Consider the following 20,581-nt stretch of genomic DNA (forward strand, 5'->3'; position numbering starts at 1 on the left):
ATCTTCTCTCGTGAGGGCGGCGGCCAGCGAGAGCGGGTCAAAGCCTGTGTCATGTCCCCGGCCGGGCGGCCGGGGACATGACACAGGCGCTCAGTGCTCGGAACGTGCCAGCAGCGCGCAGACGAAGTTCTCCTGGACGGTGCGCAGTCGGGTGAGCAGCGCCGGGGTCTGGGACTTGTTGATCTGCGTGGTGACGGAGAAGGTCAGGGAGCGGCGGCCGTCGGGGGTGGCGGCGATGAGCTGGGTGTAGCCGGGGAAGTTGCCGGTGTGCCCGAGGACGACGCCGCAGCGGGTCGCGTAGCGGAAGATGGCGAGGCCCGCCATGTTCCGGCCGGGGCCCGCGGGTTCGGAGGCGCCGGCGATCCAGCGCCGTTGCTCGCGCACGACGTTCTTGCCGTAGAGGGCGCCGCCCGCATAGCCGCGGATGAAGCGGGTCATGTCGGCGGGGGTGGAGACGATGCCGCCCGAGGCCCAGGAGCCCGAGGCGCTGAGAAGCTCGCTGACGTCCTGCGGGGGCGGTGGGGTCACGTCGTAGCCGTGCAGATAGGGCTCGAACATCATGTAGCCCTGGGGAAGGGTCGTGTCGTGCAGGCCCAGCGGCCGGTAGACCAGCTTCCGCAGGAGCAGCTCGTAGCGGGTGCCGGTCGCTGCCTCCGCCATCAGCGCGACGGCGATGTTGTCGGAGTTGGAGTAGCGGTACTGGCTGCCCGGGCGGAAGTCGAGGGGCTGGTCGGCGACGAAGTCGAGCAGGCGCCGGGAGTCGAAGTGGTGGTGCGGGTCGGCCGCGAGGATGCTGCGGAACTCGGGGGCCGCACTGAAGTCCGGCAGTCCGCTGGTGTGGTTGAGCAGCTGCCGCAGCGTGACGCGGTGCCAGGCCTTGGGCAGTTGTGGCAGCCGTTCACCGATGGTCTCGTTCAGGCGAAGGGTGTGCCGGTCGACCAGGGACAGGGCCACGGCTCCGCTGAAGGCCTTCGCGGTGCTGGCGATGCGCATGTGGTCGTACTGGCTCGGGCGACGGCCGGTGGCGAGGTCCGCGACACCCGCCCGTACGACCTGGGTGCGCCCGTCTCTGCGCAGCACGGCGATCACGCCGGGCGGGCCGCCGGGGGCGCGGACGAGCTGCTCGAGCTGGTTCTGCAGGTCGCTGCCGCGTGCTGCGGGAGCGGCGGCGGTGCTCGCGGGGGTCTGGCAGAGCGCTGCCAGGCAGACCGCGGCGACACCGGTCGCCCGCAGTCGGGTCCGGAGCGGGAAGGGACGGGCCGGAGTGGAGCGAAGGGGCATCAGGTCTCCCGGGGCGGGCCGTAGTTGCAGGCCAAGCCTGTCCCCGCGCCCGTGGGGAGGCTCTTCCGGCTGCTGCATACGGCCCCACGGTTCACCCGGCGGCCTTTACCATCCTGAGAACCTTCGCGTTCCGTCGCGGCCGGTGCCGTGCTGGTGTGCGGCATCACCTGGGTGGCGTGGCCGGACGGCGGCAACAAGGCGTCGGCGTCTCCGAAGAGCGGCGGGCAGCACAGCACCTCCACCACGACACCGGCAGACACGCCGCTGCCCGGTCCCACCACGAAACTCGCCACCGGCATGCTCACCCCGGGGGCATCCGCAAGGCGCTGAAGGCCGCCAGGGCCGGATGTGCCGGGCCGTGCCAGGTACGCGAAATCCGCCTCCGCACAATGCAGTCACAACGACGGCCCGGGCGGGAGCGCCCGGGCCGTCTGTCGTTGCCGGTGAGGGTCAGAGGGTCGGCGTCATCCGAACATGCCCGGCTGGTAGTCGCCGGCGGGCTGCTGGACGATGACGTTGAAGCGGTTGTACATGTTGATCACGGCGATGGTGGCGACCAGGGCGGCGAGCTGGTCCTCGTCGAAGTGCTTGGCCGCGTTCGCCCAGGCCTCGTCCGTGACCCCGCCGGCCGCATCCGCGATGCGGGTGCCCTGCTCGGCCAGCTCCAGGGCGGCGCGCTCGGCGTCGGTGAACACCTTGGCCTCCCGCCAGGCCGCGACGAGATGGAGACGCTGGGGGTCCTCCCCCGCGGCCAGGGCGTCCTTGGTGTGCATGTCGGTGCACATGCCGCAGCCGTTGATCTGGCTGGCGCGGAGCTTCACCAGCTCCTGCGTCGCGAGCGGCAGCGGCGACTCCGAGACGATCCTGCCCGCCGCGTTGAGGTGCCGGAAGAGCTTGGCCGCGACCGGGTTCTCGAAGAGGTTGAGACGAGCTTCCATGGTGTGCTCCTGTGCCGTTGTCGGTGGTTACACCTCTTTGACGGCACGGCCCCACAGGTTGTGACACAGCCGAATGTGACCTGCGTCTCAGTCGAGCAGTCCTGCGGCCAGCGTCGCGCCCAGCTCCCAGCAGGCCTCGACGTCCGTTTCGGCGGGTTCCCCGGTGACGGTGACGGGTTTCGCGGCGCGGCGCCAGCCCAGGCCGGTCGTGATCGCCTCGATCCCGCGCACCGCACCGGTGACGTCGCTCCCGCCGTGCACGTAATAGCTGAAGGGCCTGCCCTGCGTCGCATCCAGGCACGGGTAGTAGATCTGGTCGAAGAAATGCTTGAGCGCCCCGGACATGTAGCCGATGTTGGCCGGGGTGCCGAGCAGATAGGCGTCGGCCGCCAGCACGTCGGACGCCGTTGCCGCCAGCGCCGCCCGCCGCACGACCTCGACGCCCTCGATCCCGGGCGCGGTGGCGCCGGAGAGGACGGCCTCCAGCATCGTCTGGCAGTTGGGCGAGGGCGTGTGATGCACGATCAGCAGGGTGGGCACACCCGCACCCTAGTTCAGGCTCGGCTCAGCACCCGCAGCGCTCCCGGCAGCACTCTGACCGTGACGGGCAGAACGGCCTCGACCTCGCCGTCGGCGCCGTAGGGCACATCGCGGTCGGCGGAGATGGTGATCTCCCTGCCGCGCAGGATGCGCACCTGCGGCCGGTGGACATGGCTGCCCGTCTTCAGTTCGTTCATCATCGCGAAGAACAGCCGTCGGGGTGCCTCGCTGATCATCACCACGTCCAGGAGGCCGTCGTCCACGCGGGCGTCGGGGGCGATGAGGCGGCCGGAGCCGTAGTAGCCGGAGTTGGCGGCCACCACGGTGTACCCGGTGTGGCGGTGTTCCGTGCCGTCGACCGTGACCCGGTAGTGGGCCGGCCGCCAGGTGGTGACCGCGCGGAGGCCGCCGGCGTAGTAGGAGGCCGCGCCCCGCAGGAGTCTCGCGTGGTTGGCATGGCGGTTGGCGAGGGCGTCGACGCCCGCGTACACACTGCCGAGGACGACGGTGCGGTCGTAAGCGGCGGACTCGACCTCGATGGTGTCCACGGCGCGCGGCTCATGGTGGAGCAGAACCTCGGCCAACTCCGCTGGTTCCGTGGGGAGTTCGAGCGCCCGGGCGAAGTCGTTGCCGCGGCCGGCCGGGACCAGGCCGAGTACGGCTCCGGTGCCGCTGAGGGCGCCGCCGATGCCGCCGGCCATGCCGTCCCCGCCGACGGCGAGCACCACCCGGCCCTCGCCGCCCGCCTGCCGGGCGAGTTCCTGGGCGTGGGCCAGGCTGCGGCTGTACTCGGTCTGCAGCTCGGCGCCCGCCTCCCGCAGCAGCCTGGCCACGGCGAGCAGCGCGGCGGCCGAGGTGGATCCGCCCGCGGTGGGGTTGACGACGGCGGTGAACTGTCGCATCGGTGTGCCTCCGAGGGCGGACGGTCGGTACTGGCGAACTGGGGGAACGGTCAGTCGTCGAGGGGCAGCAGGATCCCGGGGTTGAGGAGTCCGCCCGGGTCCAGTCGCCGCTTCACGGCGCGCAGGGCCTCGACGGCCAGTGGGCCGGCCTCGCGGACGTACCAGTCCCGGTGGTCGGTGCCCACGCCGTGGTGATGGGTGATGGTGCCGCCGGCGGCGAGGATCGCCTCGTTGGCGGCGTGCTTGGCCCGGGTCCAGTGCGCGAGGGGGTCCTCGCCCTGGGCGGAGACGACGGTGAAGTACAGCGAGGCGCCGTTCTCGTAGACGTGCGAGATGTGGCACATGACCAGGGGCGGCGTGCCGGCCTCGGTGAGTGTGGTGGTGAGCGCGTCGCGTACGGCCGAGTACAGCTCCGGGATGCGGGACCAGAAGGTCGCCGTCTCGAGCGTCTCGGCGAAGGCACCCGCGTCGAGCAGGGCGTCGCGCAGATAGGGGGCCGAGTAGCGGCCGTGCGCCCAGCGCTCGCCGGGCTCCTCGCCGAGCGGTGTGCCACCGCATGCGCGCAGCACGGCGGCGGCGCGCTCGCGGCGGTACGAGACGTCGTCCTCCGCGCCTTCGTAGCCGGCGATCGCGGTGCATCCGGCGGCCGTCTGACCGTCCAAGGACCCGATGGCGTCCGGCTGGGCGAGACCGATCAGGGTCTCGGTCTCGTCGGACAGGCGCAGCACGGTCGGGCGCGGCCCGTCCTGGGCGAGGCGACGCAGTGCGGCGGCGCCTTCCTCGAAGGAGGCGAAGCGCCAGCCTTCGTAGACACGGGTCTGCGGGACGGGGCGGATGCGGACCGTCACGGATGTGATCACGCCGAACGCTCCCTCCGAGCCGAGGACGAGCTGGCGCAGGTCCGGTCCGGCCGCGGAGCGCGGGGCGCGGCCCGTGTCGATGGTGCCATCGGGGGTGGCCAGGGTGAGGCCGAGGACCATCTCGTCGAAGCGGCCGTAGCCTGCCGAGGCCTGGCCGCTGGAGCGCGTGGCGGCGAAACCGCCGATGGTGGCCCACTCGTAGGACTGTGGGAAGTGGCCGAGGGTGAAGCCGTGTTCGGCGAGCAGCGCCTCGGCCTGCGGGGCGCGCAGGCCCGGTTGCAGGGTGGCGGTGCGGGAGACCGGGTCCAGGGCGAGCAGACCGTCCATGCGCCGCAGGTCCAGGGCTACGAAGGTGCTTCGCTGCCCGGGGGCGAGTCCGCCGACGACGGAGGTGCCGCCGCCGAACGGGACGACCGCCAGGCCGTGTTCGGCGCATGCGCGCAGCAGTGCAAGGACCTCGTCGTGGCCGGCCGGGAGCAGTACCGCCGCCGGGGTGTCCGCGACGTCACCCTCCCGGATGCGCAGCAGATCGGGGGTGGACTTGCCGCGGGTGTGCCGGATGCGGGTCTCGGCGTCGGTACGTACGTACTCCTCGCCGCCCACGGCCGCCACGAGGGCCCGATACGCCGCGGGCTCCAACTGCCCCTCCGGCACGGCGATGTCCGCCAGCCCGACCGGCTCGGCGCCGCACGGCTTGACGCCGAGCAGATCGCGCAACAGCCCGATCACCGTGTCGGGCAGCGGCGTCGCCCTGGCCGGGTCGCCCCAGCCGCTCCACAGCATGTCCATGACTGTCGTCCTCACCGGTCGATTCGAGCGATTCCGTTCGAGCTGTTCCGTCCTCCGACGATCCCGCAGGGCGTCGAGGCGTTACACTGTGACACATGACGCCTATTCGTCACAACAGCTCGGACAGTGATGCGGTGCTCGACGCGGTGCGGGACTGCGTGCTGGCCGTCGGGGTCCGCCGTACGACACTCACCGACGTGGCCCGCCGCGCGGGCGTCTCCCGGATGACGCTGTACCGGCGCTGGCCCGATGTGCGCACGCTGGTCGGAGACCTGATGACCCGTGAGTGGGTCGACGTGGCCACGCGGGCGATACCCGAGCGCAGACCGGAGGCGGACGCGCGCAGCCTGCTGGTGGAGGGACTGGTGGCAGGAGTGGAGTCCTTCCGCGCCCATCCCCTCTTCCGCAAGATCGTCGACGTCGATCCCGAGTTGCTCCTGCCCTACGTCCTGGACCGCCGGGGCGCCAGCCAGATCGCCCTCCTGGAACTGCTGGCCGACGGCCTGAAGCAAGGGCACGCCGACGGGTCGGTCCGCGTCTGCCACCCCGAGCGTCAGGCCCGCTCCCTGCTGCTGATCGTCCAGTCCTTCACCCTGTCCCTGCGGACCATGACCGACGAGGACGACGCCGAGCTGTCCTCCGCGGCCTTCCTCACGGAGCTGCGCTCCATCCTGGAGAGGACCCTCACGCCATGAGCCCCAGTCCTGCCGCCCCCGTATCGTCCCTGTCCGCCGCCCGGCGCTCGCGCGAACTGGCCGAGACCGTCGGCGGCCCCGCCGTGGACGTCCTCGTCGTCGGGCTCGGTGCCACCGGTGCCGGAGCCGCACTGGACGCCGCGGCGCGCGGCCTCAGCGTGGCTGCCGTCGACGCCCACGACCTGGCCTTCGGCACCTCCCGCTGGAGCAGCAAGCTCATCCACGGCGGGCTGCGCTATCTCGCCTCCGGGCAGCTCGACGTCGCCCATGAGAGCGCGGTCGAACGGGGTGTGCTGATGGAGCGCACGGCACCCCACCTGGTCCGCGCACAGCCGTTCGTCCTGCCCCTGACGCCACTGGTCTCCCGCGGCCAGGCGGCGCTCGCCTGGGCCGGCTTCCGGGCCGGCGACACCCTGCGACTGACGGCCCGTACCGCCCGGGCCACGCTGCCCGCGCCGCGCCGGCTCTCCGCCCTGGAAACCCGCCATCTGGCCCCCGCCCTGCGCACCGACGGGCTGCGCGGCGGCCTGCTGTCCTGGGACGGCCGCCTCGTCGACGACGCCCGCCTGGTGACCGCCGTCGCCCGCACCGCGGCCGGCCACGGGGCGCGCATCCTGACCCGCGTCAGGGCACTGGAACTGACCGCCTCCGGTGCCCGCGTCCGCGACGAACTCACCGGCGAGGAGGGCGAGATCAGGGCCCGCGCGGTGATCAACGCCTCCGGTGTCTGGGCGGGCGGCCTGGTGGACGGCATCCGCATCCGCCCCTCCCGCGGCACCCACCTGATCCTGCGCTCGGACCATCTCGGCCCGCTCCCGGCCGGCCTGCACGTCCCCGTCCCCGGGGAGACGAACCGCTTCGTCCTCGTCCTGCCCCAGGGCGACGGCCGCGTCTACGTCGGCCTCACCGACGAACCCGTCGAGGGCGACATCCCCGACGTGCCCGAGGCGCCCGAGACGGACATCGGCTTCCTCCTCGACGTGCTGGGCTCGGTCCTCGACGTCCCGGTCCGGCGCGAGGACGTCGTCGGGGCCTTCGCGGGGCTGCGCCCCCTGCTGGACACCGCACCGCAGGCCGGCTCCGGCGCCGTGGCCAGGACCGCGGACATCTCCCGCCGGCACGCGGTGCTCACCTCGTCCGAGGGCGTCATCACCGTGGTCGGCGGCAAGCTCACCACCTACCGGCGCATGGCCGAGGACGCCGTGGACGCCGCCGTCGCCGCCCGCCGCCTCCCCGCCGGCGCCTCCCCCACGGCCTCCCTCCCGCTCGTCGGCGCCGCATCCCCCCAGACGCTCGACGCGGTGCAGGCGCCTCGCCATCTGGTACGGCGCTACGGCACCGAGGCACCGGCCGTGCTCGCACTCGGCGCGGACAACCCCCGGCTGGGGGAGCGCGTGCTGCCGGGCCATCCGGTCACCGCCGCCGAACTGCTGTGGGCGGTGCGCCACGAAGGCGCCCTCGACGAGTCCGACCTCCTCGACCGCCGCACCCGGATCGGCATGGTGCCGGCAGACCGCGCCGCGGCGCTGGACACAGCGCGGGAACTGCTCGGCGAGGCCTTGTCCGGGAAGGGGTGAGAGCCGACGGGCCGCTCGGCCCGGCCCACCTGCTCGCCGCGCGAAATGTCAAATGTGCGCTTATGCTCCATTTGCGTGACACATACCTTCGACGAGCTGGTCGAGAAACAGCGAGCAGCCGACGAGGCGCACCTCCGGGTCGAGGAGCTGCAGCACTCGTACGGCCCCGTGGCCCAGCCCGGCGGCTGGAGCGGACAGCAGGCCGACACCTACGAGACCGCACGCCGCGCCTGGCGCGACCTGGCCCGCGAGGCGCGGACGTCGGTCACCGAGTATGCGAAGGAGTCCGGCAGGTCCCGTAACGAGGTCGAGGCGGAGGTCGAGCGGGCGGTGCGGCAGTCCGAGCAGAGGAGCTGACCGGCCGCCGCCTGCTATGATCCCGCGGGTTTCCGGAACCCCCTCGCTCACGCTCCGCCTCCGCGGACGTCGCGGGCCGCCGCCGAGCGACCGGTTCCGTCTCGAAACACACCGCGCCCCATCTGACACCCCATCAGCACCCTGCTGATGGGGTGTCCCGCGTTTTACGCCCGGTTCCTGGTGGAGGCGCCGGACGACACCTCACCGAAAGGACCCACCGACCGCGATGACCTCCCTGCCCCGCAAGGACATAGACGACCGCACACCCGAAGCACCGGACATCCCGCTGCGCCGCGTCCCCGACTTCCGCTGGTTCTGGCTCTCGCGCGTGGTCTCCGGGCTGGGTTCCGCCGTCACCACGGTGGCGCTGCCCGTGCTGACCTTCCAGGAGACCGGCTCGCCGCTGATGGTCTCCCTGGTGGCGGCCTCGGCGACCCTGCCCTACGTGGTCTTCGGGCTCATCGCGGGCAGCGTGGCGGACCGGACCGACCGGCGCCGCCTGATGATCCTCACCGACTGGTTCAACGCCGTCTGCATCGCGTCCGTACCGGCCGCCTCCGCCCTGGGCATCCTGACCGGCGGCCAGGTTCTCGTCGTGGCCTTCGCCTCGGCCGCTCTCGGCCTCTTCTTCGACGCGGGGGTGTACGGCTTCGTCCCCGACATCGTCGGCAAGGGGCAGCTGTCCGAGGCCAACAGCGCCGTGTACGGAGCGCAGACCGTCGTACGCATCGCAGGGAACGCGGTGGCGGGAGGTCTGATCGTCCTGTTCCGCCCGGCCGGCACCCTGGCGCTGGACGCCCTGTCCTTCGCCGCCTCCGCGCTGCTCCTCAAGGCGGTCACACACACCTCCGCGTCCGGCAAGCCGGCGGGGCGGCGGCCGGGGTTCAGGGAGTCCGTCCGGGAAGGGCTCAGTTTCCTCCGCCACCACTCGACGCTGCGCCTGATGACGGTGGTCGGCACCCTGCAGTCCTTCTCCGGCGGGGCCGTCATCGGCCAGCTCGTCGTCTTCGCCGACCGTGTGCTGGGCATCCACGGCTCCGACGGGCGGATCGGCCTGCTCTACATGGCGTGGAGTGCCGGAGGCATCGGCGGATCCTTCCTGCTGCCCCGGCTGCGGCGCCGCTTCGAGGCGTTCCCTCTTCTCCTGGGGGTGCTGCCCGCCGGGGCCCTGCTCGGCCTGGCGGTCGTCCTGAGCTCGGACTGGCGGGTCACGCTGGTCGCACTGACCGTATGGGGTTCGGCCTACCTCGTCGTCCTGGTGAACACGATGACCTACTCCCAGGAAGTGACGCCACCCGAGCTGCAGGGCCGGGTGAACACCACGCGCCGGATGCTCTCCTCAGGCCTGGGCGTTCCGCTCGGCGCCCTGGTGGCCGGCACCCTCACCGTGCGGGTGGGCGTCCAGGCCGGGATGTCGACGGCCTTCGTGTCGATCGCCCTGGCGGCCCTGCTGGTCTGGGGTGTCCAGGTGCACAGGCGGGTGCGGCCGGCGGCATAGCAGCGGTGCCGGGGCCCCTGGAGCGGCAGCAGGGGCCCCAGGCGTCAGCGCAGGTAACTGCGCCGTGTACGGGTGAGCAGGAACAGCCCTGCCAGCAGCAGCACGGTGCCGACCGTGGCGGGCCACAAGGTGGTGCCGGTCTCGGCCAGCGCGCCGCTCTGGGCCGCCTGCGGTTCGGTCCGGTTGCCGGCGGCGGGGACGTTTACGCCCGTGGCCTGGGGCTGGGCGGAGTTGCCGCCCGCGTTGGTGCCGCCGTTCGCCGGGGCGGCCGCGGCGCTCCGGGAGGCCTTGGACGTTGCGTAGACCCTCGGTTGCGACGTACTGGAGATCGTGGGCTTGCCGTCGTCGGCGGGCTGCCCGGTCTCCGGAGCGGCGGTCACGGGCTGCGCGTTCCGGTCGCCGGATCCGCTGCCGGAGTTCCCCTTGCCGGACCCGCCGCCCGAGGTGCCGTCGTGGTCGCCGGCGGGCGGTGCGGTCGGGTCGTCGGTGGGCTTTGCGGTCGGCTCCGGGGTGGGCTGGTCAGTGGCCGTCGGCTGGTCCGTGGCCGTGGGCTGGTCGGTGGCAGTCGGCTGGTCGGTGGGCTGGTGCGTCGGCGTCTCGGTGGGCTGCTGGGTCGCTCCCCCGCCGGAGCCCGGGTCCTCGCCGGTGCCGGCACCGCACTCACGGCCGCCGTTGATGCAGGACACGACCTCCTTCATGAGGCCCTCGTCGAAGACGTTGATGAAGTCGCCGTGGTCGGTGACCGGCTTGTGCAGCTGCTCCGGGAAGGAGTCCACCGCGAACAGCGGGGTCGTACGGCCGCCGTCCTGCAGGCTCGGCGCCTTCACGTCGTAGACGATGCGCTGCACCAGCTGTGGGATGGCCTTGAAGCCGTTCGCGCAGTTGCCGGAGGCGTCGGCGAACGCCACATGCGTGCGGTGGTTGGCGCTGTCGATGTTGCGCCCGTCCCAGCAGCTCTGGAACCGGAAGGTGCGGACCACGTCGCTGCCCTGCGGGCACAGCGGGTACTTGTCCTTCAGCTGCCGGTCCTCGAAACCGGTGCAGCTCCAGGAGGCGTTGGCGTTGGCCGGTCCGTTCACGAACGCCTTGGCGTCGCCGGTGATGATGCGCAGCAGACGGGGCATCTCCGTGACCTGGCTGCGCGGGCTGCCGATGAACGTCATCGTGACCTGCTTGGGCGTCACGATCTGGCCCGCGTTGCCCTCGATGCCGCCGCCGGGCGAGTTCGCGTCCTTGTCCTGCGTGCCGTTCTGCAGCCGCAGCACCGGCCAGTAGTAGGTGGACTTGTCGCCCGGGTTCTCACAGCTGGTCTGGGCGTTCGCGAGGTCGGCGTCGCTGGCGAAGGCGTTGTTGGACTGGTTGCCCACGTAGTCGTGGAAGTGGTGGGCGCCGTTGGTGACGCCGGGGGCGACGATCACGTTGTCGGAGTTGCGCAGGCCGTTCGCGTTCGCACCGCAGCTTGTGGTGAAGGCGCCCTTGGAGACGAAGGACTTGAGGTCCGGCGCCGGGGCGTTGGGCTGAACCGAGTTGATGTTTTGGTAGTCCGCGGCGACCGGCCCGTTGCCGGCCTGGCCTCCGTTGCCGGCCTGCTGACCGCCGCCGTTCTGCTGGCCGCCGTTCTGCTGGTCCCCCTGTCCCTGCTGCTGGCCGCCTTGCGAACCCTGGGCGCCGTTCTGGTCGTTCCAGGTGCGCATCGAGCAGTCCGCCATGGAGCCGAGCCCGTCGGTACGCCGGCCGGCCTGGTCCATGGCGTTGCCGATGCGGTCGAGGGACTCGCTCCGCTTCTCCTTCAGCGGCTTCATGACCTGGTCGTCGGTGTAGCCCCCGTCCTGGCGCTGTTCCGGCGTCGACGCCTGCAGCCGCTGGTAGGCCTCCTCTATCTGCTGGTCCATCGAGGCGAGTTCCTTGTCGACCTCGCCCCGCGCCTGCTCCGGCACCTGCGTCAGCTTGCTGCCGACGTCCGGGCAGTCGATCGTGCCGGCCGCGGCACTGCGCGTCTGCGCGTCCGTGCCCGAACCGCCTTCCGTCGCGGAGGCGTAGACATTGACCGCCACCAGCCCGCCTCCGCCCAGCATCAGCGCGAATGCCGCAAAGGTTGCGCGGCGCGGGCCTGTTGGGCGTCTGCGCGTGTTGCGTCCCACGAGAGTTCTCCTACGGATCACGGCGGTCGGGCATGGAAATCCCTCGCCACATACGGACGGCGGAACCGGCGTGTTCAAGCACCCCACAGATTCATACGAACCTCTCAGAAAGCGCGTGCCCCCACATCCCCACACGTGGCGCAAACCGGGACAGCACGGCACAGTGGAAGCGTAGAGCCGGGCAGGACTTCGACGTGTGGAGCGCCGGGGACCCGTACGAGCGGCACATGGGGCGCTGGAGCCGCCTGGTGGCTGACGAGTTCGCGGCCTGGCTGGTGCGTGCGCCCGGAGTTCGGTGACCGGACGTCGGCTGCGGTTCGGGTGCGTTGACCTCGGCCGTGGCGCGCCGGTTTCCCGCCCCGGACGCTGCTCGGTTCTCGACGTGCCGGCCGGCCCCACTGCGGCCGCTGTGGAGCGAGGCCGCGCTGGTCGAGGCGGAGGTCGTACTCCTCGAAGTGCCCACCCGCTTCGCCGACTTCGCCGACCTGTGAGATCCGTTCCTGTCCGGTCAGGGGCCCGCCCACGGCTGTGTCGCCTCGCTGGCACCGGCCGCCAGGGAACGACTGCGGACACCGCTCCGACTGCGGGTGCCGACTCGGGCGGACGGCTCGATCCCACTCCGGGCACGCGCCTGGGGTGTGCGGGGCCGTAGGGCAGGGCCCGTCAACGGCTGACGGCCGGCCGTGAGACCGCTCTTCGCCACGCATCTCAGTGACCCTGTTTGGAACCCCGATGCCGCCCCGCGCCTCGCGCACCGACCTCTTACGCCTCCAGCCAGAACCCCGTACGGGTCAGCCAGAGTTCGAGCAGTCCCGTGTCGCCTCGGGTCTCGACTGCGGGAGCGGGGCGCCGGTAGAGGAACAGCAGCAGGTCAGTGACCGGTCCGCGTACAGCCGTGGTGGCCGCCGCGCGCCCGCTGTACCAGGCGGGCCGGTCGCCGCCGAGGTCGACGTGCCACTGCCCGGCGCCGGTCGCCTCGAACTGCAGCGTACGACCGGGGCCGAGGAGGCCGGGTGCTCCCGGCCGGGGCTCGTACGCCTCGGGGACCGTCGCGAACTCCATCCACTCCTGCACCGCGTCCACGGCCAGATCGTCGTCGAGCGTGAATGCGGCGCCCGTCGCCAGCGCGGCATCGGCGCGGTGCACGACGGTCTCGTGCGTCATCCTCCTGGCCCAGAAGAAGGCCGTGTTCCGATCGTGGGCCGGCGTCCACACCCGCGCGTCGGGTCCGGCATCGCGCAGGGTGGCGCCGAGTTGCGCGGCCCCCTCGGCGAGCCAGTCGTCCAGTGCGCCGTCGTCCAGTCGGGAGTATGCGGCCGGGTCGTCGACGGGGTCGCCGGGAACGGGTTCGACGGCTCGCGTCCGGACCACTTCCTCCGCCCAGCGGTGATCCCCACCCACGTGCCGCAGGAGTCGGCCGAGATCCCAGCCGGGGCAAGTGGCCACCGGGGTACTGGTGTTCGCTCCTTTGATCTGCGCTCTGAGCAGGTCGGTCTGGGTGACGATTTCGCGACAGCACCGGTCGAAGGTCAGCGAAGTCATCCGCTCATGATGGGCGAACCGGCCCCCCGCCGCACTCGGATTCCATGTGCACTCACTTCTTGAAGAGACATAGCGGACTCGTGTCACCGCGACTTCACCCCTTGACGTGTTTGGTTCAGACCTTTAGGTTCCCGGTCACACAGCTTCACGAGTACGTCCAGCGTTCATCCACGTGAACCGCCTTGTGCTGTCTCCACCCCACCGTCCCTTGCCGGCGAAAGGCTGTGACCCCCACCCATGAGCCCCCAACCCCCCACCCCTGGCGTCGCATTGCGCGCCTGTCTCGCCATAGCCCTGTCCGCCCTCTTTGCCGGAGCCGTCACCCCCGCTCCCGCCGACGCCGCCCCGGCCGCAGCCCCCATGGCCGTCGCGCCGTACCTCTACAACGGCTGGGGCAGCCCGCCCGACCCGGCCACCATCACCCGCGCCACCGGCGTCAAGTGGTTCACCCTCGCCTTCATCCTCAGCAACGGGCACTGCAATCCGCAGTGGGACGGCAGCCGCCCGCTCACCGGCGGCGTCGACCAGCGGACCGTCAACACCGTGCGTGCGGGCGGCGGCGACGTCATCCCCTCCTTCGGCGGGTACAGCGGCAACAAGCTGGAGAGCTCCTGTTCCAACGCCGGGGAGCTGGCAGCCGCCTACCAGAAGGTCATAGGCGCCTACCGGCTCAAGGCGATCGACATCGACATCGAGGCCGACGCCTACAGCAACCCGGCCGTGCAGCAGCGCACGGTGGACGCGTTGAAGACCGTGAAGGCGAACAACCCGGGCCTGAAGGTGTACGTCACCATCGGCACCGACCAGAGCGGGCCCGACACCAGCCTGATCAAACGGGCGGCCGCGTCCCGGCTCTCGGTGGACGCCTGGGCCATCATGCCGTTCGACTTCGGCGGCGCAGGCAAGAACATGGGGACGCTCACCCTGAAGGCCGCCGAGGGCCTCAAGTCCGCGCTCAAGAGCGCCTACGGCTACGGCGACGACCAGGCCTACCGGACCATGGGCATCTCCTCCATGAACGGGATCACGGACCAGAACGAGAAGGTCACCGTCGCCGACTTCCGCACCATCCTCGGCTACGCCCGGCAGCACCACCTGGCCCGGCTCACCTTCTGGTCCGCCAACCGCGACCGCCCCTGCACCGGCGGCGGTGCGGACAGCTGCTCCGGCGTCGCCCAGCAGGCCTGGGACTACACGCGCGTCTTCGCCCAGTACACCGGCTGAACTCCCCTGCACCCGTACAGAAGAACCCACCCAGGTGGGCGATCTCGTCAACCACCCCTGACCAGAGGGGAGTTCATCCGATGCACGCCATCCGAACCGGCGCCGTACGCATCCTCGTGCTCCTGGCGATCCTGCTGACGGCCCTGTCCGCGCCACCCGCCCACGCCGCGACGCAGCCGTTCAAGGTGCTCGCCCTCTACAACGGCACCTGGGACGCGGCCCACATCAGCTTCGTCCACGAGGCCAACGACTGGTTCCCCGAGCATGCCGCGCAGAACGGCTTCACCTACACGGCGAGCAACGACTGGGACCTGCTCGCCAACGGCGGAGTCAGGGGCTACCAGGTCGTGCTGTTCCTCGACGACCTGCCTCAGTCCGCCGCCCAACGCACCGGATTCGAACGCTATATGCGGGGCGGCGGCGCCTGGATGGGCTTCCACGTCTGCGCGTTCACCACCGACGCGAAGAGCTGGCCCTGGTACCACAACCAGTTCCTCGGCAGCGGCGACTTCAAGTCCAACACCTGGGGGCCGACGACCGCGGTCCTGCGCGTCGAGGACCGTACGCACCCGTCGACGAGGAACCTGCCCGCGACCTTCACCTCGTCCGTCAGCGAGTGGTACAGCTGGTCGAACGACCTGCGGCGCAACCCCGACATCAAGATCCTCGCCTCGGTCGACCCGAGCAGCTTCCCGCTCGGCACCGACCCCGACCAGAGCTGGTACAGCGGCTACTACCCGATCCTGTGGACGAACACGAAGTACCGGATGCTGTACGCCAACTTCGGCCACAACGCGATGGACTACGCCACCAACACCACCCTGTCGTCGACGTTCGCGAGCGAGACGCAGAACCGCTTCCTGCTCGACGGACTGAAGTGGCTGGGCGGTACCGCGAGTTCGCACCTGCACGCGCGCTCCTGAGCCGGTGCGCGAAGGGCCCCGACCGCCGCGCGGGTGCGGTCGGGGCCCTGCACCACGCCGAGCCCACGGGCGCCGAACCCGAACCGCACTGGCGTTCCCTACGATGACCCGGTGACGAGTGACACCCCCACACGGGCCGACGTCGACGAAGACGCCCGCACGACCGCCGCACCCGAGGCGACCCCCTGGGCGCAGCGGCTGCGGCGGTTCGGGTACGCGGCAGCCCCCCGGACCGACGTCCGTGCCCGGCTGGTGCCGCCCTTTCCCGAACCGGCCACCAGAATCTGGGAGTTGGTGGGCCTCGGACCTCGGACCGCCCACCGCCTCGCGCGCTCCACGGGCTGGCTGGGACCGGTCCTCGTCGCCGTGCTGGCCGGCGCTCTCCGGTTCTGGCGGCTGGGGCAACCACGGGCCGTCGTCTTCGACGAGACGTACTACGCCAAGGACGCCTGGGCGATGCTGCGGCTGGGCTACGAGGGCAGCTGGCCGGACCGCAAGATCGCCGACCCGCAGATCCTGGCGCACCCCCAGGTGATCCCGCTCTCCGACACCGGCAGCTTCGTCGCGCATCCGCCGATGGGCAAGTGGGTGATCGCCCTCGGGGAGGGGGTGTTCGGACTCGACCCGTTCGGCTGGCGGTTCATGACGGCGGCGCTGGGCACCCTGTCGGTGTTCATACTGTGCCGAACAGGGCGCCGGCTGTTCCGTTCGACGCTGCTGGGCTGTCTCGCCGGAGCGCTGCTGGCGGTGGACGGTCTGCACTTCGTGATGAGCCGTACCGCTCTGCTCGACCTCATCGTGATGTTCTTCGCACTGGCGGCCTTCGGCTGCCTGCTGGTCGACCGGGACAAGGCACGGGCCCGGCTGGCCGCGGCCCTGCCCGTCGACGGCGACGGCTTCGCGCGTCCCGATGCGCACACCGGCGAACAGGCCGGCATGGGCGCGCGTCCATGGCGGCTCGCGGCCGGTGTCCTCCTGGGGCTCGCCGCCGCGAGCAAGTGGAACGGCCTCTACTTCCTCGTCTTCTTCACGGCCCTGACTCTCCTGTGGGACGTCGGCGCCCGCCGCGTGGCCGGGGCGGGCCACCCGTACCGGGCGGTGCTGCGCAAGGACCTCGGCTGGTCAGCGCTCTCCCTGGTGCCGGTCGCCGTAGTGACGTATCTGGCGACCTGGACCGGCTGGTTCCTGTCCGACAACGGCTACAACCGGCACTGGGCGGACGGCCACGGCGGCACCTGGTCCTGGATTCCGGCTCCGCTGCGCAGCCTGTGGCACTACGAACACGCCGTCTACCAGTTCAACATCGGCCTCCACGCCCCGCACCGTTACCAGTCCAACCCGTGGAGCTGGCTGGTCCAGGGGCGGCCCGTGGCGTTCCACTACCAGTCGCCGAAGGCCGGGCAGCAGGGCTGTCACGCCGCCACCGGCTGCTCTCAGGAGATCCTGGGCCTGGGCACCCCGCTGCTGTGGTGGGCGGCCTGCGGCGCGCTGCTCTACCTGCTGTTCCGGTGGGCGCTGCGCCGCGACTGGCGCGCGGGCGCGGTCCTGTGCGCGGTCGGCGCCGGGTACCTCCCGTGGTTCAACTACCAGGACCGTACGGTCTTCTCCTTCTACGCCGTCGTGTTCGTGCCCTACCTGTGCCTGGCCGTCGCCATGATGGTCGGCGCCCTGCTGGGGCCGTCGGGGGCCGACGAGCGGCGGCGGCTGGCCGGCGCGGTGGGCGCGGGCGTGCTGGTGCTGCTCATCGCCTGGAACTTCATCTACTTCTATCCGCTGTACACGGGCACGACGATCCCGTACGGCGACTGGCGGGCCCGGATGTGGCTGTACACCTGGATATGAGGCCGGAGTTGGCGTCCCCGGGCGTCACAGAGTATCCAGCTCCCCTGTCGAGCGGCCGAGATACGTGACAGGCCCCGGGTCCGGAACGTCGATGCGGTGGAAGCCCAGCCGGTCGTAGAAGGCTCTGGCCGGGGTGTTGGCCGTGACCATGGAGAGGTGTACGGCGGCGACGCCCCGGTCGTGCAGGGCCCGCAGGAAGGTACGCATCAGCTCGCGCCCGTGCCCCCGGCCCTGCCAGGCGGGGAGCAGGTCGATGTGCAGATGGGCGGGGTAGGCGGCGACCTCGGGGACGATCATCCGTTCCGGGTGGTGCAGGAGCGGGATCATCTGCTCGTCCGGGGTCGTCGGCGGTCCTGAGGGCTCCGGGTGGCGGTCGGCCACCAGGGGCAGCCACTTGGTGCGGAAGTCTTCGACGAAGCGGGGCGTGTCCGCGGCGCCGAGGATGTAGCCGACCGCCCGGCCGTGCCCGTCGTCCAGGACGAAGGCCAGCTCCGGCTCCAGTACGACGTACGGCGCCGCGAAGACCGTCGGGAAGATGGTGGGGTCCGCATAGAGGGGACGGCTGTCCTGGCCGTTGTGTGCCGTGCGGATGCAGATGTCGTCGAGGGCTTCGCGGTCCTCGGGACGGTAGGGGCGGATGGCGGGCGTCGCGGTCACCGCAGCATCCTGCCTGCCTGGGAGCGCTCCCACAAGGTTGTGCGGCTCCGCGCTGTCCTCGCAGGCGCCGAGGAAACCGAAGGCCGTGCGTGCCTGAGACACCCGGGAGCCGTGATTCGTCTGCGGAGACTGGGACCGCCCAGGTGCGCCACAGGCCGGTCGTGGCGCATTCTTGCTGTGTCGCCCGCTGGACGGCGTACGGACGAGGTAGGGCCGATGACTCGCGCGGAGCACGCACACCGGACGCCCGGGCAGCTGGCCGCACTGCTGATCGACGCCTCGACGGAGGCGATCGGTGCGGCCGGCGGGCACTCGGGAGGGGTCTATCTGCGCTCCGGCACGCCCGGGCTGCTGCGGCTGGCGGTGCTCGCGGGGCTGCCCGGCCCGCTGTTCCGGCCCTGGTGGCGGCTGCATGTGGACCGCCCGTTCCCGGTGGCCGACGCCTACCGGCTGGGCGTGCAGGTGGTCCTGCCGAACGCGGCGGAGACGATGCGCCGCTATCCCCAGTTCGCGGCCGGGCTGCCGTTCCAGTTCGGGTCGATGCACGTACCGATCGGCTGCGGGTCGACGACCTTCGGTGTGCTGACCGTGCTGCGGCACTCCACCACGGACGCCACCGAGCTGCTGCACCACCGCGATCGCATGGTGCGGCTGGCCGAGGACCTGGGCACGGCCCTGTGGCGGCTGGAGGACGGCGGCAGGTCGTCGGTCGCCTGGGACGGGGAGCCCGTGTGCGTACGGCCGCCCGGCGCGCGCCCGCCCGCGGGGCGTGCCGGGGGTTTCGCCTGGGATCCGGTGACGGACGTCGTGACCGTCGACGAACGCCTGCCGGCCCTGCTGGGGGTGCCGGTCGACGCGTTCGCCACGTCCGTGGAGGCGCTCGCGGAGGCCGTGGCCCCGGCCGAGACCCAGCGGGTCCTGGCCGCGCTGCGGGAGACGGCCGCGGGCAGACCGCCGCCGCTGCCGCTGTACGTGCGGGCCGAGGACGGCGCACTGCGCCTGGTGGAGCTGTGGAGCCCGTACGCGGCGCCCGCCCCGCCCGGCACTCCGTCCGGCGCGCATCCGGTGCGTGGTTTCATCGTCGATCCCGGTCCCGGCGCGGCGGCCGACGCCGCCGCCGATCTGCTGCCCGACGGGGTGCTCTGCCTGGACCGGCTGGGGCTGGTCCTCTACGCCAACCCGCGCGCCGGCCAGCTGCTGCACTGCTCCAGGACGCAGCTGCTCGGCCGTCCCCTGTGGGAAGGCGTGCCGTGGCTGAACCAGCCCGCGTTCGAGGACCATCTGCGCAGCGCGCTGCTGTCCCCGGAACCGGTGCGCTTCCATGTCGCGCGGCCCGCCACGGACGGCGCGCAGGACGAGGACGCGTCGTACGAGGGCGCCTGGCTCGATGTCTGCGTCTATCCCGGTCCGTCCGTGCTGACCTGCACGTTCCGCCCGGCGAACCGGGTGGCGGACGCGGCCGCCGACCTCACCCGGGACCCGGCCGCCGCCACCTCGCCCGGGGTCCCCTCGATGGCTCCGCTGTACCGCCCCATCGTGCTGGCCATCGCGCTGACGGAGGCGGTCACCGCACGGCAGGTGGCAGCCGTGGTCATGCGGGAACTGCTGCCCGCGTTCGGCGGCCGCCGCCTCGCCATCTATCTGCTGCAGGACCGACACCTGTATCTGGCCTGGGAGAACGGCTTCCCCAAAGGGTTCCTCAGCCCCTTCGAGGGCGTGGGCCTGGACGCCCATCTGCCCGGGGTCGAGACGCTGACCAGCGGCCGGCCGATCTTCTTCGACTCTATGGAGCAGCTGGCCGCCGCCTACCCCGGCATCCCGCTGGACGCGGACGAGGGCGCCCGCGCCTTCCTGCCGCTGATCGCCTCCGGGCGTCCGGTGGGCTCCTGCATCCTGGGCTTCGACGGTTCGCGCAGCTTCAGCACCGAGGAGCGCACGGCACTCACCGCGCTCGCCGGGCTGATCGCCCACGCCATGGAGAAGGCCAAGCGCTACGAGAGCGAGGCGGCGCTCGCCCGCGGACTGCAGCAGGCCCTGCTCCCCCGCCGGCTCTCGGCCCATCCGCAGGTGGAGACCACCGGCCGCTATCTGCCCGGAACGCAGGGCATGGAGGTGGGCGGCGACTGGTACGACGTCGTGGAGGCGGGGGACGGTCTGGCGCTGGTCATCGGCGATGTGCAGGGGCACGGCGTGCAGGCTGCGGCCACCATGGGCCAACTGCGCAGCGCGGTAAGGGCGTTCGCGCTGGGTGACCGGCCGCCCGACGAGGTGATGAGCGGCACGAATCATCTGCTGATCGACCTCGATCCCGGGCAGTTCGCGAGCTGCTGCTACATCCGGCTGGACCCGGCCTCGGGCCTGGCGCGGGCGGCCCGCGCGGGGCATCCGCCGCCGCTGCTGCGTCACCCGGACGGCCACACCGAGGTGCTGGATCTGCCCGGTGGCGTGGTGCTCGGCGTGGATCCGCACGCGCAGTACCCCGTCGCGGAACTGCGCATCGAGCCCGGCGCCGTCCTCGCGCTGTACACGGACGGGCTGGTCGAGCGGCCCGGTGTCGACATCGACGAGGGCATCACCGCTCTGCGGGTGGCCCTGGCGAAGGTCGGCGCGCCTGCCGTCCGCCCCGGCCGCCGCCCGCTGGCCGGAGTCGCCGACCGCCTCACCGCGACGGCCCGGCACTCCGCGGACCGTCCCGACGACATCGCACTGCTTCTGGCCACGCGCCGCGCGGCGCACGGGAACCAGCAGTGACACCGTCCACCGCCTGTGACATCGGCACCCAGGCAGGGAGCAAAATATCCGTCACCGCCCGGCC

The 20,581-nt window shown here is 71.8% G+C and carries 15 protein-coding genes and 2 pseudogenes; 9 read left to right on the forward strand and 8 right to left on the reverse strand.

All coding sequences use genetic code 11. From position 1 onward, the window contains the following. Positions 1-90: 90 nt before the first annotated feature. The 5 genes from ACWCRD_RS32960 to ACWCRD_RS32980 form a co-directional block, all read right to left on the reverse strand. Positions 91-1,281, reverse strand: coding sequence for a serine hydrolase domain-containing protein (locus ACWCRD_RS32960; RefSeq protein ID WP_450969400.1), 1,191 nt, complete (start codon positions 1,279-1,281; stop codon positions 91-93). A 464-nt stretch (positions 1,282-1,745) separates the two neighbouring features. Continuing rightward, positions 1,746-2,219, reverse strand: a complete 474-nt coding sequence (locus ACWCRD_RS32965; protein ID WP_450969401.1) for a carboxymuconolactone decarboxylase family protein — start codon at positions 2,217-2,219, stop codon at positions 1,746-1,748. Between the two features lie 87 nt (positions 2,220-2,306). Next, positions 2,307-2,759 (reverse strand): flavodoxin family protein, encoded by a 453-nt coding sequence (locus ACWCRD_RS32970; protein ID WP_450969402.1) that lies wholly within the window; start codon positions 2,757-2,759, stop codon positions 2,307-2,309. A gap of 14 nt (positions 2,760-2,773) precedes the next feature. After that, the gene (locus ACWCRD_RS32975) at positions 2,774-3,661 is read right to left on the reverse strand and encodes a YegS/Rv2252/BmrU family lipid kinase (RefSeq protein ID WP_450969403.1); all 888 of its coding nucleotides are present in this window, start codon (positions 3,659-3,661) and stop codon (positions 2,774-2,776) included. Between the two features lie 50 nt (positions 3,662-3,711). Beyond that, entirely contained in the window at positions 3,712-5,310 is a 1,599-nt protein-coding gene (locus ACWCRD_RS32980; RefSeq protein WP_450969404.1) for an FAD-binding oxidoreductase, read from the reverse strand. 95 nt (positions 5,311-5,405) lie between these two features. On the opposite strand from ACWCRD_RS32980, the gene ACWCRD_RS32985 reads away from it, so the two are divergent. The 4 genes from ACWCRD_RS32985 to ACWCRD_RS33000 all read left to right on the forward strand — a co-directional run bounded on the left by ACWCRD_RS32985 (position 5,406) and on the right by ACWCRD_RS33000 (position 9,437). Further along, positions 5,406-6,005, forward strand: a complete 600-nt coding sequence (locus tag ACWCRD_RS32985; RefSeq protein WP_450969405.1) for a TetR/AcrR family transcriptional regulator — start codon at positions 5,406-5,408, stop codon at positions 6,003-6,005. Further along, a complete protein-coding gene (locus tag ACWCRD_RS32990) occupies positions 6,002-7,582 on the forward strand; it encodes a glycerol-3-phosphate dehydrogenase/oxidase (protein ID WP_450969406.1) in 1,581 nt (526 codons plus the stop codon). The genes ACWCRD_RS32985 and ACWCRD_RS32990 overlap by 4 nt, the downstream gene beginning before the upstream one ends. A 75-nt stretch (positions 7,583-7,657) precedes the next feature. Beyond that, on the forward strand, positions 7,658-7,939 hold the full coding sequence (locus ACWCRD_RS32995) for a hypothetical protein (RefSeq protein ID WP_450969407.1): 282 nt from the start codon (positions 7,658-7,660) through the stop codon (positions 7,937-7,939). 226 nt (positions 7,940-8,165) lie between these two features. Continuing rightward, complete coding sequence (locus ACWCRD_RS33000; RefSeq protein WP_450969408.1) at positions 8,166-9,437, forward strand: MFS transporter; 1,272 nt, start codon at positions 8,166-8,168, stop codon at positions 9,435-9,437. Positions 9,438-9,481: 44 nt separating this feature from the next. Here the strand turns inward: ACWCRD_RS33000 and ACWCRD_RS33005 are convergent, their stop codons facing one another. Then, positions 9,482-11,578, reverse strand: coding sequence for a DUF1996 domain-containing protein (locus tag ACWCRD_RS33005; protein ID WP_450969409.1), 2,097 nt, complete (start codon positions 11,576-11,578; stop codon positions 9,482-9,484). A gap of 326 nt (positions 11,579-11,904) precedes the next feature. Between ACWCRD_RS33005 and ACWCRD_RS33010 the strand changes: the two genes are divergently transcribed. Beyond that, on the forward strand, positions 11,905-12,069 hold the full coding sequence (locus ACWCRD_RS33010) for a hypothetical protein (protein ID WP_450969410.1): 165 nt from the start codon (positions 11,905-11,907) through the stop codon (positions 12,067-12,069). A gap of 271 nt (positions 12,070-12,340) precedes the next feature. On the opposite strand, the gene ACWCRD_RS33015 is transcribed toward ACWCRD_RS33010, so the two are convergent. Further along, positions 12,341-13,120, reverse strand: a complete 780-nt coding sequence (locus ACWCRD_RS33015; RefSeq protein ID WP_450969411.1) for a maleylpyruvate isomerase family mycothiol-dependent enzyme — start codon at positions 13,118-13,120, stop codon at positions 12,341-12,343. Between the two features lie 348 nt (positions 13,121-13,468). Between ACWCRD_RS33015 and ACWCRD_RS33020 the strand changes: the two are divergent. From ACWCRD_RS33020 to ACWCRD_RS33030, 3 genes and pseudogenes are all read left to right on the forward strand, one after another. Further along, positions 13,469-14,344 (forward strand): annotated as a pseudogene (locus ACWCRD_RS33020) (chitinase); the annotation flags it as partial. Between the two features lie 80 nt (positions 14,345-14,424). Continuing rightward, a pseudogene (locus tag ACWCRD_RS33025) lies at positions 14,425-15,246 on the forward strand (ThuA domain-containing protein); the annotation flags it as partial. 132 nt (positions 15,247-15,378) lie between these two features. Continuing rightward, positions 15,379-17,109, forward strand: coding sequence for a dolichyl-phosphate-mannose--protein mannosyltransferase (locus ACWCRD_RS33030; protein WP_450969412.1), 1,731 nt, complete (start codon positions 15,379-15,381; stop codon positions 17,107-17,109). 24 nt (positions 17,110-17,133) lie between these two features. Here ACWCRD_RS33030 and ACWCRD_RS33035 read toward each other — a convergent pair whose 3' ends face one another. Beyond that, entirely contained in the window at positions 17,134-17,766 is a 633-nt protein-coding gene (locus ACWCRD_RS33035; protein ID WP_450969413.1) for a GNAT family N-acetyltransferase, read from the reverse strand. A 216-nt stretch (positions 17,767-17,982) separates the two neighbouring features. Here ACWCRD_RS33035 and ACWCRD_RS33040 point away from each other — a divergent pair, with 216 nt between their 5' ends. Beyond that, positions 17,983-20,517 (forward strand): SpoIIE family protein phosphatase, encoded by a 2,535-nt coding sequence (locus ACWCRD_RS33040; RefSeq protein ID WP_450969414.1) that lies wholly within the window; start codon positions 17,983-17,985, stop codon positions 20,515-20,517. Positions 20,518-20,581 lie beyond the last annotated feature (64 nt).

It is taken from the genome of Streptomyces sp. NPDC002092 (assembly GCF_053593775.1).